General features: G+C 30.5%; 18 protein-coding genes and 1 riboswitch. Of the genes, 5 read left to right on the forward strand and 13 right to left on the reverse strand.

Translation table 11 applies throughout. The features are described from left to right. Positions 1-466: 466 nt before the first annotated feature. Positions 467-1,435, forward strand: coding sequence for a transposase (locus LO744_RS08715; RefSeq protein WP_230668696.1), 969 nt, complete (start codon positions 467-469; stop codon positions 1,433-1,435). Positions 1,436-2,000: 565 nt separating this feature from the next. On the opposite strand, the gene LO744_RS08720 is transcribed toward LO744_RS08715, so the two are convergent. From LO744_RS08720 to LO744_RS08765, 10 genes are all read right to left on the reverse strand, one after another. Further along, positions 2,001-2,588 carry a helix-turn-helix domain-containing protein gene (locus LO744_RS08720; RefSeq protein ID WP_230668697.1) on the reverse strand — a complete coding sequence of 196 codons (588 nt, stop codon included), beginning with the start codon at positions 2,586-2,588 and terminating at the stop codon, positions 2,001-2,003. 158 nt (positions 2,589-2,746) lie between these two features. Beyond that, positions 2,747-3,193 carry a KTSC domain-containing protein gene (locus LO744_RS08725; protein ID WP_139423415.1) on the reverse strand — a complete coding sequence of 149 codons (447 nt, stop codon included), beginning with the start codon at positions 3,191-3,193 and terminating at the stop codon, positions 2,747-2,749. Between the two features lie 128 nt (positions 3,194-3,321). After that, positions 3,322-4,362 carry a type II toxin-antitoxin system antitoxin DNA ADP-ribosyl glycohydrolase DarG gene (gene darG / locus LO744_RS08730; RefSeq protein ID WP_230668698.1) on the reverse strand — a complete coding sequence of 347 codons (1,041 nt, stop codon included), beginning with the start codon at positions 4,360-4,362 and terminating at the stop codon, positions 3,322-3,324. A 2-nt stretch (positions 4,363-4,364) separates the two neighbouring features. Continuing rightward, on the reverse strand, positions 4,365-4,988 hold the full coding sequence (gene darT, locus LO744_RS08735; protein ID WP_230668699.1) for a type II toxin-antitoxin system toxin DNA ADP-ribosyl transferase DarT: 624 nt from the start codon (positions 4,986-4,988) through the stop codon (positions 4,365-4,367). Positions 4,989-5,314: 326 nt separating this feature from the next. After that, positions 5,315-5,932: a hypothetical protein gene (locus LO744_RS08740; RefSeq protein ID WP_230668700.1), complete on the reverse strand. Its 618-nt coding sequence runs from the start codon at positions 5,930-5,932 to the stop codon at positions 5,315-5,317. Positions 5,933-6,047: 115 nt separating this feature from the next. Then, entirely contained in the window at positions 6,048-6,620 is a 573-nt protein-coding gene (locus LO744_RS08745) for a hypothetical protein (protein ID WP_230668701.1), read from the reverse strand. 277 nt (positions 6,621-6,897) lie between these two features. Next, the gene (gene nudK / locus LO744_RS08750) at positions 6,898-7,479 is read right to left on the reverse strand and encodes a GDP-mannose pyrophosphatase NudK (RefSeq protein ID WP_230668702.1); all 582 of its coding nucleotides are present in this window, start codon (positions 7,477-7,479) and stop codon (positions 6,898-6,900) included. An 89-nt stretch (positions 7,480-7,568) separates the two neighbouring features. Then, a complete protein-coding gene (locus LO744_RS08755; protein WP_230668703.1) occupies positions 7,569-8,483 on the reverse strand; it encodes a TIGR01777 family oxidoreductase in 915 nt (304 codons plus the stop codon). A 211-nt stretch (positions 8,484-8,694) separates the two neighbouring features. Continuing rightward, the gene (locus tag LO744_RS08760; RefSeq protein ID WP_230670518.1) at positions 8,695-9,036 is read right to left on the reverse strand and encodes a DUF2116 family Zn-ribbon domain-containing protein; all 342 of its coding nucleotides are present in this window, start codon (positions 9,034-9,036) and stop codon (positions 8,695-8,697) included. 2 nt (positions 9,037-9,038) lie between these two features. Further along, positions 9,039-9,635, reverse strand: coding sequence for an HPP family protein (locus LO744_RS08765; RefSeq protein WP_230668704.1), 597 nt, complete (start codon positions 9,633-9,635; stop codon positions 9,039-9,041). Between the two features lie 17 nt (positions 9,636-9,652). On the opposite strand from LO744_RS08765, the gene LO744_RS08770 reads away from it, so the two are divergent. The 4 genes from LO744_RS08770 to LO744_RS08785 all read left to right on the forward strand — a co-directional run bounded on the left by LO744_RS08770 (position 9,653) and on the right by LO744_RS08785 (position 12,986). Continuing rightward, positions 9,653-9,886 (forward strand): hypothetical protein, encoded by a 234-nt coding sequence (locus tag LO744_RS08770; RefSeq protein ID WP_230668705.1) that lies wholly within the window; start codon positions 9,653-9,655, stop codon positions 9,884-9,886. A 117-nt stretch (positions 9,887-10,003) separates the two neighbouring features. Then, a riboswitch (TPP riboswitch) is annotated at positions 10,004-10,108 on the forward strand. Positions 10,109-10,135: 27 nt separating this feature from the next. Beyond that, positions 10,136-10,732, forward strand: coding sequence for a nicotinamide riboside transporter PnuC (gene pnuC / locus LO744_RS08775; protein ID WP_230668706.1), 597 nt, complete (start codon positions 10,136-10,138; stop codon positions 10,730-10,732). Positions 10,733-11,182: 450 nt separating this feature from the next. After that, complete coding sequence (locus tag LO744_RS08780) at positions 11,183-12,226, forward strand: acyl-CoA dehydrogenase family protein (protein ID WP_230668707.1); 1,044 nt, start codon at positions 11,183-11,185, stop codon at positions 12,224-12,226. 463 nt (positions 12,227-12,689) lie between these two features. Continuing rightward, positions 12,690-12,986: a hypothetical protein gene (locus LO744_RS08785; protein WP_230668708.1), complete on the forward strand. Its 297-nt coding sequence runs from the start codon at positions 12,690-12,692 to the stop codon at positions 12,984-12,986. 283 nt (positions 12,987-13,269) lie between these two features. Here LO744_RS08785 and LO744_RS08790 read toward each other — a convergent pair whose 3' ends face one another. The 3 genes from LO744_RS08790 to LO744_RS08800 form a co-directional block, all read right to left on the reverse strand. Continuing rightward, positions 13,270-14,016 carry a hypothetical protein gene (locus LO744_RS08790; protein ID WP_230668709.1) on the reverse strand — a complete coding sequence of 249 codons (747 nt, stop codon included), beginning with the start codon at positions 14,014-14,016 and terminating at the stop codon, positions 13,270-13,272. Between the two features lie 206 nt (positions 14,017-14,222). Further along, entirely contained in the window at positions 14,223-15,074 is an 852-nt protein-coding gene (locus LO744_RS08795; protein WP_230668710.1) for an aminoglycoside 6-adenylyltransferase, read from the reverse strand. 144 nt (positions 15,075-15,218) lie between these two features. Then, positions 15,219-15,923: an LEM-3-like GIY-YIG domain-containing protein gene (locus LO744_RS08800; protein ID WP_230668711.1), complete on the reverse strand. Its 705-nt coding sequence runs from the start codon at positions 15,921-15,923 to the stop codon at positions 15,219-15,221. Positions 15,924-15,944: the final 21 nt, after the last annotated feature.

Here is a 15,944-nt window from a genome sequence, read left to right on the forward strand (position 1 = left end):
AACCTAAAAGCGCATCAATTGATTGATGCGCTTTTTTTGTTTTGAATATGACTTCAAAATAAGAAATACTTTAATACTGATAGGAGGGAGCTTTAGCTTATTTGTTTCGAACAAGAAACGTTTTATCATTCAATAGAAATGGGCTTCAGTCCATTTAAATATTGCGAAACCAATTCGGCTTTAGCTAAAACCTATCTTTGAAACGTAAACTTAGAGTCTGTGATAAGTTTGCATATTAATAATTATAGAATACTAAAAGTTAAAAATATTCATTTAAGAAGTACACTGGAAAAAGCTAGCAGGAAAAAGACAGAGAGCCTGTAGATATTTGGATATCGATTTAAACAATTAGTCCCTGCCAGCTTGTTTTCTAAAGACCGAATAGATTGCTGTTTGCAAAGAGAAAACTCTTATCACAATGGTTAAAAAGGAAACAAATTTCCAATGAATTTTAAACACTTTTAGTATGACAAATTTAGAAAAAAAAGTAATCGGGGTGGATGTGAGTTCAAAAATTCTGGTGATGAGTTTTTTGAATGAACAAAACAAACAAATGATTCTGAGTGTTTTGAACACCAAAACTGAGATTGAAAAAAATTTGAAAAAATTAGGCAAAGAAAATTACAAAATCGTAGTAGAGGCCACAGGAAACTACAGCAGTAAAATTTTGTATTATGCTTATACGCTTGGTTTTGAAGTGTTTCAGGTAAGTGGGTTTTCTATTAAGAAATTCTCAGAAGCCCGGAATCTTATCAGTAAAACAGACGAAGAAGATGCGAGAATGATTAGGAATTTTGGAGAAATAATGGAAATGATTCCTTTCGAACCAAGAAAAGAAAACCTAGAATTTTTAGATCAAGAACTTAATCTTTTGCAAGATTTGGATCAGGAAAAAGCGAGATTTTCATTAAAACTAAAATCACTTCGTGAGAGGGCAAATCCGAGTAAAGAAGTGATAAAACATTATGAATCGGTTATAAAATCATTATCAAAAGAGATAGAAAAAGTAAAAAAAAGACTTCCAAAATTAGAAGATGAAGAATTAAAAGAAAGCAAGGAATTACTCATCAGCATTAGTGGAATTGGAGAAAAAACAGTATTGCTTTTATTGGTGGCGACGAATAATTTTAAGAATTTCAAAAGCGCAAAATCGGTGGCAAAATATTTTGGCGTTGCTCCAAGAATGTATCATTCTGGAAACAAAAAGATTACGATTGGAAAATGCAGAACAAGTAAAGGCTTTGTGAGGAGTGTTTTATATGTTTGTTCTTGGAGTGCGATACGATTTAATACGCAGTGCAAGTCACTTTATGAAAGGATTTTAGAAAAAGGAAAGTGCAAAAAAGTGGCTTTAATTGCCGTTTGTAACAAACTTTTGAGACAAACTTTCGGGATCATTACTAAGAAACAAAAATATCAACCAAATTATATTTAATAACAAATAAAATTAACTTTTAGAATTTGGATTTTAACATAGAATGTTTAAAAAATGATTAATAAACAAATTTTCAAAGCTTTTTTCTTTGCCCCAACCCTAAAGGAAGTAACTTTGATGAAATTTAAACAAACTTTTACAATGATAATTTTCATTATTAATATTCAATAGAAATGGGCTTCAGCCCATTTTAAAATTATCAACCCAACTCGGCTTTAGCCAAAACTTAGCTCATTCCGTACTCTTGTAATATTTTGTCATGAATATTGTTGAATTGACGACTAAGTCTCTTGAAATCATCGATTTATATATCCGATGCGGTCTTTAACTGATATCGAAGGGTTCCGAAGTAATCGGATGGAGTCTTTAGCTATTTCGATGAGGTTCTCTAACCATAGATTGATGGTTTCCAACTATAAATCCTTAGTTTTTAATCCTAATTTTAGGGTTCTTTAACCCCAACAGAGAGGTCTGTAACCTCTTCAGACCTATAAATAACCTCAATGGATATGTAAATGACTAGTCGAGATGAGTATATGAGCTCTGAAGATGAGTGAGTGTGTAATTATTTAATCATAAAATTAGAATTCTTTATAATAATTGAATCTCCATAAAACAAAGTAAGCAAGCAAATAGAAAGACATGGCAGCAAACCACTAACAAAAGCTGTTGGGAATCCTACTGTGATAATGGCTAAAATTAGGTAAACAAAAAAGCCACTTCCAAATTTCAAAAGTCTTTGCGTTCTGCTCATTTTTAAAGTGAAAAATACAATACCCATAGGTATTAAAAAACTCAGCAATATACCGGCAAATCGGGAGTTTAAATTGGCTTCAGAATCCAATGTCATCCATCCGATAAGGGTCATCAATGCAAGGTTGATTATTACTAAAGAGAAATATTTAAAACCTGTTTCTATAAAATTGGATGATTTTACAAATGATTGCGTTTCTGTTTTTGGAACGGCAATCTCCAAAGTATCACAAATCAACTTCAATGTGTTTTCTCTGGGCACGTTTTCATTATTTTCAATCCTTTGAATGGTTTTTAAATTAACTTTCGAAAGGTCAGCAAGCTGTTCCTGAGTTAGGTTTTTATTCTTTCTTGAAGTGATGATGAGTTCGCTAATGGAGTCCATGTATTTTTTTTTCAAAATTAGTTTTTTATTAAATGGTAATCGCGGAAATAAGTACGACAAATCTACGACATTTGCTTTGTCAGCCTATTTTTAACAAATGTCTTATCATTTTTTCAACAAAAAAGACTTCCGGAATCAACCAAAAGTCTTCATTTATTTTAAATCTTAAAAGATTAATCTACCATTACTTCACCAGATTTTCTAAAGGTAAAATTCCCATAGATATGTCTTCTTGCAAAACGGCTCGGCGAATCTGCATTCACCATTTTGATATACGTATTTCTTGGAACACCGATGTATTCAAACATTTTTCCATTCAAGTGCTGAACTTTCAAAATTGATTTCTCAAGATAGAAATCAGTAATAATTGAAGTGGTAATTGTTTCTGTGTATTCTTCCTTATATTTTTCCTGCGTTTCAGGGTTGATGCTTACCAAAAAATGATAGGCTTCAATCACAGATTTGCTTTTTTCTTCTGCAGCCAGTTTCCCTTCTTCATCATTCACAAATTTATCAGGATGCGTATCTTTCATCACATTTCTGTAAATTGTTTTCAAGTCTTTCAAAGTAGCAGTATTGTCTACCTCAAGAAGTTTTCTGTAATCACCTATTTTTTTCATAACACTTATCCTTATTTTCGCGGTGCAAAAGTACAAATTTTAATTTAAAAAAACGTAAGTTTTTGATTATTAATTTGTTTTAAAAAAGTAAAAGAATTTTAAAAAGTGGCGGTTTTGTTTTTTATCAATTAAGGATAGACTGCATTATTGATGTTATTTAAAGCTATCTTAATGAAATTCGGTTTTGTGGCAAATAAAGTATTTTTTCTATTATTCCATTGTTCCATTTTATGAATAATTGCATCTACATTATTTACTTTTTCTTTTTCCTTAATATAATCAACAGTAGACAATAATTCAAGTGCAAAATTGGAGTAAAATCCCGATAAAAATATCTTTGTTGTATCTGCTATTTTTTTATATGCTAGATTTTCATCTTTGTCCAAATATTCCAGAACTTCTTTTTCTGCATCTAATAACAATCCTAGTTCTTCAAATGGTTTTTTATCTTTAGAACTGTATCCTGTAATATAGCTTCCATTTAGATGATAAAGCACGTGTTTTACTTTACCAGAATAAGGACCATAGAAATTTTGCTTATATTCCAATTTAAAAATATCTTTGGCCCCAAATTTTTGTAAAAAATATGCAATTTTTTCAGCAGAAAACTCAGATAAAAATTCACCATTTTTTACTAAGTCAAACAAAACATATAAAAGCATTGCACGAGCTGGAGTAAGAGAAGTTCGTTCTTTTTTTAATACCTCTATAATTTTAGTGTTGGGTTCAAAAATTTGAATTTCACAATCTATGTTTTGTAGGTATTTTTTTAAAATTTCCTTTACATTAATCCAGTTAAGACCACCATTTCCAGCTCCTAAAGGAGGAATGGCAACAGATTTTATTTTATTTTCCTTAATAATGTTTACTAAATCGACTAATCCTTTTTCAATATAAGAATATTCGGAAGGTTTTCTCCAGCTTGTTTTTGTGGGGAAATTAATTATAATTTTTTTACCCTTTAGAAGTGTTTGTTCTTCAAAGACAAAAAGTTTACCGATACTTATTTCATTGTTTTTACAAGCTTTTACATATTCTTTATAATTGCCCGGAAATTGATTTTTGAATTGCAAAGCAATACCTTTTCCCATAATACCATCAGTATTAACAGTATTGACCAATGCATCTGCATTACTGTCTAATAAATTACCAATCTTATATTGTATCATGTTTAAAAGTAATGTTGAGGTTTAATAACAATTTTGTTTAATTTAATACCAAAGGATATTAATTTATCCTGAGCTGCTTTATTGAAACAAATATAACCCAAAATATTATTTAGAGGCAAATCTGCTTCTAATAAAAATTCTGCTTCTTTTCTTCTTTTTTTGTCTAAGTCATTTTCGTCTCTCCAATCTCTACAATTTATAGTCTCATAATCTAAGATATTATTAATGTTATTTATTTGGTTTTTAGAATATTCCGATGTGAAATGATTATTAGCATGTCCGTCAGTAAAAATAAAATTCAAATTTATATCTAAAATTTGTTTTACTGAAGTTACACAATAAATTATATCTTCTGGTTTTGTTGGTTTAACCCCATTAAAGCCTTTCTGTATTACATATAGCATTGGAGTTCTTGTTGCAAAATAAAAAGGAATATAATCCCCAATTGTTTTACCTGAGTTTAGTTGATAATGGTTTCTTGTTGATATAATTGAATTATCCCCGATCGGAATATAATTTTTATTACAATTATTTGAATTTTTATGTGTTATTCCATATTTAAGAATATGTGGAATATTCTCAATATGTGTCATACGAAATAGATATATTTTATTTAATTCTGTCATTAAAGATTTCAATTAACGCTAATTTACAAAAATTTTAGACAAAAAACAGGAGCCCCAAAAGCCTCCCGAAAAAATAAATATCAATAAATTAAAGCGTCTCCAAAGCAAACGCCTCACTCATCTCCCTCGAAGCTTCCACCATCGCTTTTTCTGTTTCATTCCAAACAAACCTAATGGGTTTTAAAACCCGTTAGGTTTACTTAGAAATCTATGGTTTTATCAATATCGGCGACAGTTAAAACAAGATGGTCAATATTGTTTATTTTCATTTTCTTAGTTTTAAAACTCCCTTTTCATAAATATATTCAGTATCATTATTTTTAATCTTAATATCTTCGTTTCCGGGTTTTAGCAAAAGAGAATCTAAAATGAATGGCATTTTTCTTTTCGTAAATTTTAAGAACATCAGTCATTGAGGTTTCCATATCAAAAGGTTCTAAATCAATATTTCCAACGTATTTTACAGAATTGTTTTCATGTAAAAAAACTTCGCCACCGAAAAAATACTCAAATGCCAATTGACAAACGATTAAAACTTTATCGTCTATTTTATTTTTGTAAAAATGAGGTTGGTACAGATATGTATCTCCGCTACCTTGCCCTTTAAAAATAATTTCATTTTTATTATTTAACACCAAAAGTCTTTGTCCGTTATCTTTTTCTGTATCGGGAACAACGGTTTTGCCGTCTACAGGATTATAATATCCCGTCACAAATTTGTTCTGATTGTAAGAATAAGAGCTTATCACCTCAAATCCTTTTATCTTTACATTAGAAATACTGTCTGGTTTAAATTCTAAGTAATCAATTTCTGAATCTGAATTTTTTACATCAATATTTACATTTTCTGGTTTAGAAGTTTGAACTGATGATGCTTTCTCTGATTCTTTAGTGCAATGAACTAAAGCTAATGAGCATAATGAGATTAAGAAGTATGTTTTCATTTTTATTTAATCAATTTTTGTGTTTTTTCAATTTTAAAAGCCGAAAAAATATTTAAAACTTAAAAATAAAATAATTAAAGTAAAATTTTGTTTCATTTTTTGCAATTAGTTTGAATTATTCTGTATCAATATAGGTCAATTTTGCCCCTTTTATAAACTCTTCCAGCGAAATGTCTTTCGTTGATTTATCATTCATTAATTCAAAAAGATACATGGTGGTGGTATTTAATCTGATGTCTTTTATCAATATTTTAAATCTCTTTGTTTTAAGAGTTGAACTTAAAAAAGGCAACTCAGAAGTGTTGCTCAACTTGATATTATTCACATCAAAAGAAGCTCTTGGGTCTTTCTGAAGTTTCAAAAATCTTTTTTGTGTTTTATCGGTTGATTCATCGAGAAACTTTTGCATCTGATAATCGGTTAAAAGTTGAGGATAAATGAGACCTTCTTTCAGAATTGTAGCAGTAATTTTATCTGCTTTGTCATAATAAACCGTTTTATTGTCAAACTGTATTACATTATCTTTTACAAGAATTTTCCCTGCAAATTTTTTATAGCTTTTCTTTTTATAATCGTTTTTAAAGTGCTCAACTAAGGCTTGGTCTTTTGCGTTAAGCTTCTCATTTTTCTGAGCAAGAAAGTTGGAAGAGAGCAATATTGAAAGACCAATGGTGAATATAAATTTCATAATAAGTAGGTTTTAGTTGGTGGTTGATAATTTGAGATTCAATGTTTTAGACATGATGTTTTTTTTAACCGCAAAAGTGACAAAAGATTTTATAATGGATAAGTCATCCAAAAGCTAACAAAACAAGTGATTAAGTAAAAAAAAGCATTTTGTAAACTTTTGAACTTCTCTTTTTTCAATCATTTCTTTTGATTCTTTTGAGGTTAAAAAGTGATTTTAAGTTTTTGTAATATGTTAAAATTCAATGTCTTAAATTCTAATAAAATATAATTTAACTTTACAGAATATTCTTCAGACGAAGATGTTGCAAAAGCATAATGGTTTTGGCATCTTTTATTTCGCCATTATCAATCATAGAAAGAGTTTTATTAAATTCAAGTTCTAAAACTTCTATATTTTCTCCTTCTTCTTCTAATCCGCCACCATCATTTATTTTCATATCATCAGAGTATTCAGCGATAAAAAAATGCAAAATTTCGGTGACTGAACCGGGAGACATATATGCTTCAAAAATCTTTTCAACTTTAGATATTTTATAGCCCGTTTCTTCTACAGTTTCTCTTTTAATGCAATCTTCGGGATTATCGTTGTCTAATAAACCGGCACAAGCTTCAATCAGCATTCCCGTAGAATTTCCATTGATGTAAGTGGGAAGGCGAAATTGTCTCGTTAAAATCACATTTTTGGAGGTTGTATTATATAGCAAAATAACAGCTCCGTTTCCTCTGTCATACGCTTCTCTGCTTTGGGTTTCGGTCTCTCCGTTTTCTTTTTTAATATTGAAAGTCACTTTCTTTAAAGTGTACCAGTTCTCAGATAAAATCTCTGTTTTTTCAATATTTACCTTTGTCTCTCGCATTCTATATTTTTATTATATTCTCGCTAATTATGCAGATTTAGAAGATTAAAAAATCAGCTTAATCCGTAAAATCAGCGAGATAAACTGTTTTAAATTTCATTATTTTTCAGCAAATCCTCCAAAGTCATTTTCAAATCAGGAAATTGAAACTCAAAACCTGCTTTCTCTATTTTCTCTGATGAAGCTCTAGAACCTTCCAGCAAAGCGTCTGCCAATTCTCCAAATATCAATTTTAAAATAAATGATGGGACATTCGGCATCAACAAAGACTTCTTTAAAACCTTCGCAATTAACTTCGTTAAATTTTCATTGGTTGTATGTTGTGGAGACGAAGCATTATAAGCACCATCAATTTCATGATTTTTTAAAACGAACTCATAAATCCCACAAATATCATCCACATGAATCCATGGCATATATTGTTTTCCGCTTCCGATGGGTGAGCCAATCCCGAATTGTATTGGGGGCATCATTTTTGCCAATGCGCCGTCATTTTTATCAAGAACAACGGCAGTTCTTATTTTTACCACTCTTTCTGCGATATTTTGTTCTTTAAATTCATCAGCCGCTTTCTCCCAAACCACGACAACTTCACTCAGAAAATCATTTCCGGAAGCATCATTTTCAGTGAAAATTTTATCGGTTGTTTTGGTTCCGTAAAAATTAATTCCGGAAGCTGAAATAAAAGATTTGAGCTTTATGTTTTTCTTTTTTAAAGTATTTAAAATCAATTTTGCCGAATTTACCCTACTTGAAATCAGTTCTTTTTTTCGGTCTTGTGTCCAACGTTTTTCAGAAATATTGGCTCCTGCAAGATGAATAATATGGCTTACGTTTTCGAATGCTTGCTCATCTATCGTATTATTTTCAAGATTCCATTCAAACTCATTTTCGGCTTTCTTTTTTCTGGTTAAGAAGCGTACTGTATAGTCTTTTTCAATTTTTTTTGAAAGCTCCCTTGCAATTGCTCCGCTTGCACCGGTAATTAATACAATTTCTTTCATCTATTTTTTAGATTATTTTTTTTAATACCTGCTATTTTTTAACCGCAAAAGCAACAAAAGATTTTATGACGGAATAAGTTATTCAAAAGCTAACAAAAAATAACGTAAACTTTTATATTTTGGAAACTTTTGAATTTCTATTTTTCAATCATTTCTTTTGATTCTTTTGCGGTTAAAATTATATTTTTAATTTTTTTATCACGTATCAAAACTAATTTTTTACGATTAAAACGTAATCTTCTTCCAGTATTTTATAACCTTGGTCGTACACAAACATGTATTCCGAACCGTTTTTATATACTTTTATGTTGGTGAAATAATTAAAATCAAAACCTAAGCCATCCAATTTTGACTTTGTAATTTTGGTTTTTCCTTCGATATTGATTTCACTCAGAATGCGATAATTTTTACGGAGTTTATTATTTACATTCCGCATCAGATTGCTCGAATCTTTATTCTGATTATTGTTGTAAGCATTTCTGCAAGAGTCGTTACAGAATTTTTTGTCGGACCTTCCGATAATTTTTTCTCCGCATTCAATACATTCCATGATAATTAATTTTTCAAATGATGTTTGTGTTTTTTCTTTAGCAATTTTATAAATCTGCTGTGAGTAGGGTAGCTTCTGTTTTTAGTCATATTGTTAAAAACCAAAGCGACTAAAAGTAAGATAAGACAACCCGACAGAACAGGTGAAAGTACGTACCAATATCCTAATTCAGGAATTTTTCCTGTGGAACTGACTGCAATTAAAGCTGTTGCGCCTCCCGGTGGATGAAGAGTTTTTGTGTATTGCATGGCAACAATAGAAAAAGCAACGGCAAGAGGTGCAGAGATCCAGATAATATCGGGAACAATTTTAAAAACAGTAACTCCGATTAATGCAGAAATAACATGACCTCCAACAAAATTTCTCGGCTGAGCGAGCGGACTTTGAATGGCTCCATAAATCAAAACACAAGAGGCTCCGAATGAACCGATTAAGAAAATATTTTCCTGTTTAAATAAATATTGGGACTGCAGGAAAGCAATCACTCCAATTCCAACAAATGCTCCTAAAAAAGACCAAAAATGTTCTTTATAATCAATAAGAGTTTCTTTATAAATAACATATTTTGAAACTCTGAGCGTTCTTTTGAAAGTTTTTTTCACGATAAATTTATTTGAAGGTGAAAGATACAACATATCCGTTTGTAAGCGGTTGTGATTTAACTGCAAAAGAAACTATAGAATTATTTGGCTTTAAAGAATGCGTGAATTTTAAACGCAATGTTCGCAAGATTAATTTATATAAAATGAAAACATTTTCCGTTCGCAAGGACACTTCGTTCAGCAAAGGTAAATTGCGTTTTTCGCTGAGTGGAACGCCTTTGCGGACGGAAAAATATCCTCAAACAATTTAAAAAAAATCTTTGCGCTCATTGCGTTAAATAAATAATTATGTTTAAATCAATATATAAAATCTCTTTTACAGTTTGAAAACAAAAGATTTTTATTTTCCAAAAAAAAGTCTCACATTTGCGGCATTAATGGGGTGCTGCATATTGCGGCTGAGATGATACCCGGGAAGTTTTTCCACACCTGATTCGGATAATGCCGACGTAGGGATTTTTATAATTTATCATCTCATCATTTAATTTATATAAGTTAATTTGATGCAGGACTTTTTACAACATACCACCTGGCAAGAATGGTTGGGTGTCTTCTTCTCAGTATTTCAGGTTTTATTAGCCCGAAAAAACAATTCAAACAATTATCTTTTTGGGATTGCCGGAATTTCACTTTCGCTTTATGTAATGTTTTATGCAAAGCTTTATGCAGAATTTACTTTAAATCTTTACTATTTGGTAATGAGTATCTACGGATTACTTTATTGGAAGTTTGGAAAAAGAAAATCTGAAACCGTTATTTCCGAAACGACGAATCAGGAAAAATTAATCACTGCAGGAATTGTGGTTGGAACTTTCAGTCTTTTCTGGGTTTTTCTTACCCATTTTACCGATTCTGATGTTCCGATTTTGGATTCCTTAGTGAGTGCTTTTGCTTGGGCAGGAATGTGGTTGATGGCTCGAAGAAAAATTGAAAACTGGATTTTACTGAATATGAGCAACATTATTGCAATTCCGTTGTTGATTCATAAAGGTCTTTATTTGTACGCAGCTTTGACGGTTTTCTTATTTATCGTTGCTATTTCAGGGTATTTGGAATGGCGGAAAAATATTAAATCTAAATTGGTTTCTGTAACTTAATCAGGTTGATGTTTAATTTTTTAACGCAAAGTTTTAATTTTATTAGCGTGGTTTTTTAAGGAGCAAAGATGGTGACAAGTCGCTTGATGAAGCTTGAAAACGGGGAGCTTAAAATTAATTTTATGAATGTCCGTAATTAATAACAACTTAATTTTTAAAAGTTTGTTTATCATTTCGCAGAATCTAAACTGATTTGTTTTCAGTGTGTTGAGATTCCTCTGGAATGACAAAACGACTGCTGATTTTAGCGTTATGCTTAAAGGCTGACATTCACTTAATTTAAATTCTGTATGATTGGCTTCTGATTTTTTTCAATCAGTTTTTTTAATTCTCGCAGATTGTACAGATTTAGCAGATTAAAAACAGCAGAAATTAATCTGCTAAATCAGCAAAATCTGCGAGATGAATTATTTTCATTTAAATTTAAACAAACTCTAAGAGTTTTAAAATATGTTTACACCTCAAGAATTAAGAGAAAAAATGCATGGAGCCTCTGAAGTTCCACATGAGATTATTAATCAAATTCATCAGAAAAGATTGCTTCAGATTTGGGTTCCTAAACTATATGGCGGATTGGGGTTGCGTTTAAATCAAGGGTTGAAAATTCTTTTTGATTGGTCAAAAATAGATGGGAGTTTAGGCTGGATGTTCACTTTATGTGCGGGAGCCAATTTTTTCTCCAGAAACTTAAAACCTAAACTCGCAAAAGAGCTTTTTGCGGATGCTAAAACCTGTTTCGGAGGAAGCGGAATGATTGGTGGAACTGCAGAAAAACAAACCGACGGAACTTTTTTGATTAACGGACTTTGGCATTTTGCAACTGGTGCCCCGCATTTAAGTCATTTTACGCTGAATGCAAAACTGACGGAAAACGGAAATTCTTTATTGGATGAATCGGGTTCTGAATTGATTAGGTCATTTGTTATTTCTAAAAATCAAGCTGAAATAATTCCGAACTGGAAATCGATGGGAATGAGAGCAACCGGAACGTATTCTTTCAAGGTTGAAAATGTGAAGGTTTCTAAAGACTACAGTTTTATTTATGATGAGTTTTTTACGGATGATGTTTTAGATAAAATTCCATTTAGAATTTTTGCAGATTTAACGCTGTTGGTTAATTATCTTGGGATGGCTTCTCATTTTGCCGAAGAAGCGATTGTCATTCGTCCCCATCTTGATTTGAATTTATTTAATAGTAGAATAGCGAAAGCGATGGAAAAAGTAATTGAGTTTGCTGATGAAATCGAATTTTTATTAACTCATTCTCAACTTATTATTTCTGAAAAACAATTTGAAATTCATGAGTATTCTTCAGATGTAGTTGAAAGTTTATCGCATCAGATTCTGGAGATGTATTTTCATTTGGGACTTAAAGCAACTCATACAGATTCTGCGATTTACCAAGTTTTTTGTGATTATTTTACTGCGACCCAGCATTCTAATTTTAGAAAAGAATTGAAGGAAGACTATCATCATACCATCAAAAGAATATAAATTTACATCGCTAAAATTATAGCTTCCGGATACGAGAATATTATTTGCAGGTGTACCAATGTAGAATTCAGACCGAAAAATGTAACTCTACATCTTTAGTACATCGCAAAAACTTAAAATCTCTTTTTAACCGCAAAAGCATCAAAAGAAATGATTGAAAAAAGAGAAGTTCAAAAGTTTACAAAATGTTTTTTAAGCTTTATCACTTGTTTTGTTAGCTTTTGGATGACTTATCCATTATAAAATCTTTTGTCACTTTTGCGGTTAAAAAAAATGTCATGTACTAAAATTGTTGTAATATAATTGATTTCGCCCCTTCAGTGCTTCTATATACGATATCGTGTTTTTTATCATTGGGTTTCACGCAATGCTTTAGTAAAACGTCCTTTCAGGACTTTGAATTTTTGAAGTACTATTGTTCTTACTCAGAGTCTAAAAAAAACAAAATTTCTTTTAAATATCAATGATTTCAATGATTGAATATTATTTTACATCAGAAGAATATAAAGTTGCAACGCTCGAATGTAAAGTTACAACGCAAGAATGTAAAGTTGCAACGCTCGAATGTAAAGTTGCAACGCTCGAATGTAAAGTTGCAACGCAAGAATGTAAAGTTGCAACGCTCGAATGTAAAGTTACAACGCAAGAATGTAAAGTTGCAATGCTCGAATATAGAGTTACAACGCTTCATTATAAAGTTACATCGCAAGAATATAAAATTACATCGTTCCAATGTAGAATCTCGGAGGTAAAATATTAATATGAATGTCCGTAATTAATAATAACTTAATTTTTAACAGCTTGTTTGTCATTCTGTAGAAATCTAAACTAGTTCATTTTCAATGTGTTGAGATTCCTGCGGAATGACAAAACGACTGCTGATTTTAGCGTTATGCTTAAAGACGGATATTCACAATATTAATAAACTTTTTTAAATGTTCGATTGAGATTTGAGAATATTGAAAAATGATTTTATACTTTGAATTTTTCTTGTATTTAAAATGAACATTTAAAGAAAAATTCTGTGAAATGTAGGGCAAACTTTAATAGTCAACATAAATTTGCTCTAAATTTGACATCATAAAAAGAAAGCCGTCGATTTGTTCTTTTGTTGGTTTTTTAGAGTATTGCTTTTTTATTTCGGCAATTTTGCTTTTAGTTTTTGCGAATGATAATTCTATTTTTTCGCTCTCTGTATTGCTTTTAATATAGTCTTCATAGGCTATTTTATAGTCTTTAGTTTTTTGAAATTCTTCGAATTGCTTTATTTTAAACTTCATGTAATCTTTGTTTTGCAGCTCTTTCTTTTTTTCTAAATGGTCATTTTTAACCGTGAGGAGGAGGTAGCTTTTGTAGTAACTTGAAAACCCGAAATTATCAGAATCGATAAAATCTCCGGTTGGAACTGTGAGAATTCCGGAGTAATTTAGCTTTACCGTTTTATTATCTGTAAAAATTTTGTTGTATACGGAAATCAATAAACCCGAATTAGAATCGTCGATTTTAAGGTCAGTGAGAAAAAGTTCATTATTTATGATTTCAAAATAGGCAACATATCCGCGCCAGTTTGCTGTAGAAGTTGTAAAATAGGTTTCTCCTTTTTCATCTTTTTTAATGAATTTTTCTCCGAAAATGGGATGATTTTCAGGATGTTCTTGAAAATATTTTTCTAAAGGGTCATTTAATAAATCATACTCTTTTCCATCAATTTTAATGAAATTGGGTTCTTGTCCGGTAGCAAAAAATTTTAGAGAAATAAATAGGAGTATGAATAATAATTTGAATTTCATTTATTTAGGTTTTGGGTAATTATTCTTTTGTTTTCTAAATAGGGATAGCTCAAAATATGGCTGGTTTCAAAATATCGGTACCATTTCCAAAACTTCCAAACATTGATATTAAACTTTCTATTAAACCACAAAAGATTTAGATATTTCTATTAAAGCTTATTTTTAAAACAAAAAAGAACACATAAGCTTTCAAAAATCTTTGATCTTTATTCTTTCCTCGTTTTCTGCATATACTTTGTAGAGTTTTCGGCTTCGGTTGTGTTAATTTGAAATTTGAGCGCTTTTCCTAATTTATTTTGTTCGTTGGTAAATATGTTTACCATAATTAGCAATGCCTTCCAATTGTTTTCAATATTTGAATCTGAATATGTTTTTAAAATATTTTCATAAAGTGGTTTGGGTATTAATTTCTTGGCAAACTTTCCTGATTTTCCAAGTGAAATCTGGAAATCGTGTTCGTTGCCAATATTCCATTCGATAAGTTGCCAAAACATAGGTCTTACCACATTTTCCAACATATCTTTTGCGTAGATTATCTCTTCTCTTTTTAGTCCTTTTGCAACATTGGTAATCGTCCACCAAAACTCATTGCAAACTTCGGTAAATTCCTTTTGAGTAGGTTTTTTGATATGATAATCTTTATCAGATGGCTTTGATGGCTTCTCAAACCGATGGTCTTTGTCTAGCCAAACAACCGTTAAACTGTCGGTTTTAAAATGAGATTCAAATTTATCTGCAGGAAATAATGTAAGGTCAATTCTATAATCTTCCTCAAAAATCATTAAAAACCCAAAAGCAAAATTGTCTTGATTGACATCTTTTCCTAATTCCATTTCATCCGGAAGTTGTTGCAAAATAGGTTTTCCTAACTTTTTAATCCAACTTCTGTCATTTAAAAATGAATTGAAATCATTAACGATAAAAACAATATCAAAATCTTGATATTGGTCAGGGCAAACGTTGGGATTTGCTCTTGAACCGTTTAAGATGACCGCTCTAATTCTTTCATCATTTTCGGCAAGTTGTAGAATTTTCTTTTTTTGTTTTTCTGTTTGCATCGTTGGTTTGGGAATTAGGGCGAAGGTTTTGCGCGTTAATAAAAGTACTATACTTTCAATAATAACTCAATTTTATAAAAAGGACTAATCTTCGAATTAGCAGTAACATTATCTTGCCAAATTGATGTTGTACATTGGCTTTTATTAAAAGGTGTATTTTATTGGATTTTGACTACCTTTTTTAATATAGTTTTCGAGAGATTGATTAAGGTATTTATTTCTAATACTTTCTTCGGCTATTTTTCCTGTAAAATACCATCTTTTTCCATCTTTTGTTTTAAGCCAATTTTCTATTTCATATACTTCTCTCACAATTCCACGATAAGATGCAATACCATATTTTATGGTTTTTATTCTTTTATCTGCAATTCGCCAAGAAATACGAGTAATATTATAAAGTTCTTCTGGTGACATGAATCTTTTATAATGCTTATTTATTGTTATTATAATAGCGGGTTCAGTAATGGTTACAATTTTTGCATCATAATATTGAATAACTTCATTAACTGTTTTTAGTCCGCGCTCCCAAGAATTATGTCCTTTTACTGAATTTGTCAAGTTTTGTAAACCTAAAAGGTCTATACAAGCACTTTCTATTTCTAATGCTTGTTCACTTGTTAAATCATGTCTCAAAATATAATGTTGAATTTCTAAATTATCATTAATAATTTCACGAATTAAATTTAGTTTATCTGTTTCATTTGAATTTTCTAATATACCAAATACGTGATGAAAAACTCTATTTCCAATGCCTTTACCAATGTAAAATATTTTAGAATTTCTTGGGTCTTTTAAGACATAAACGTAATGTCCTATTTTTTCGCAAACTGATTGTGAGAACTCTTTCATTGTTTTTAAGTTTTGAGTTGA

The organism is Chryseobacterium turcicum, from assembly GCF_021010565.1.
Lineage (GTDB): Bacteria > Bacteroidota > Bacteroidia > Flavobacteriales > Weeksellaceae > Chryseobacterium > Chryseobacterium turcicum.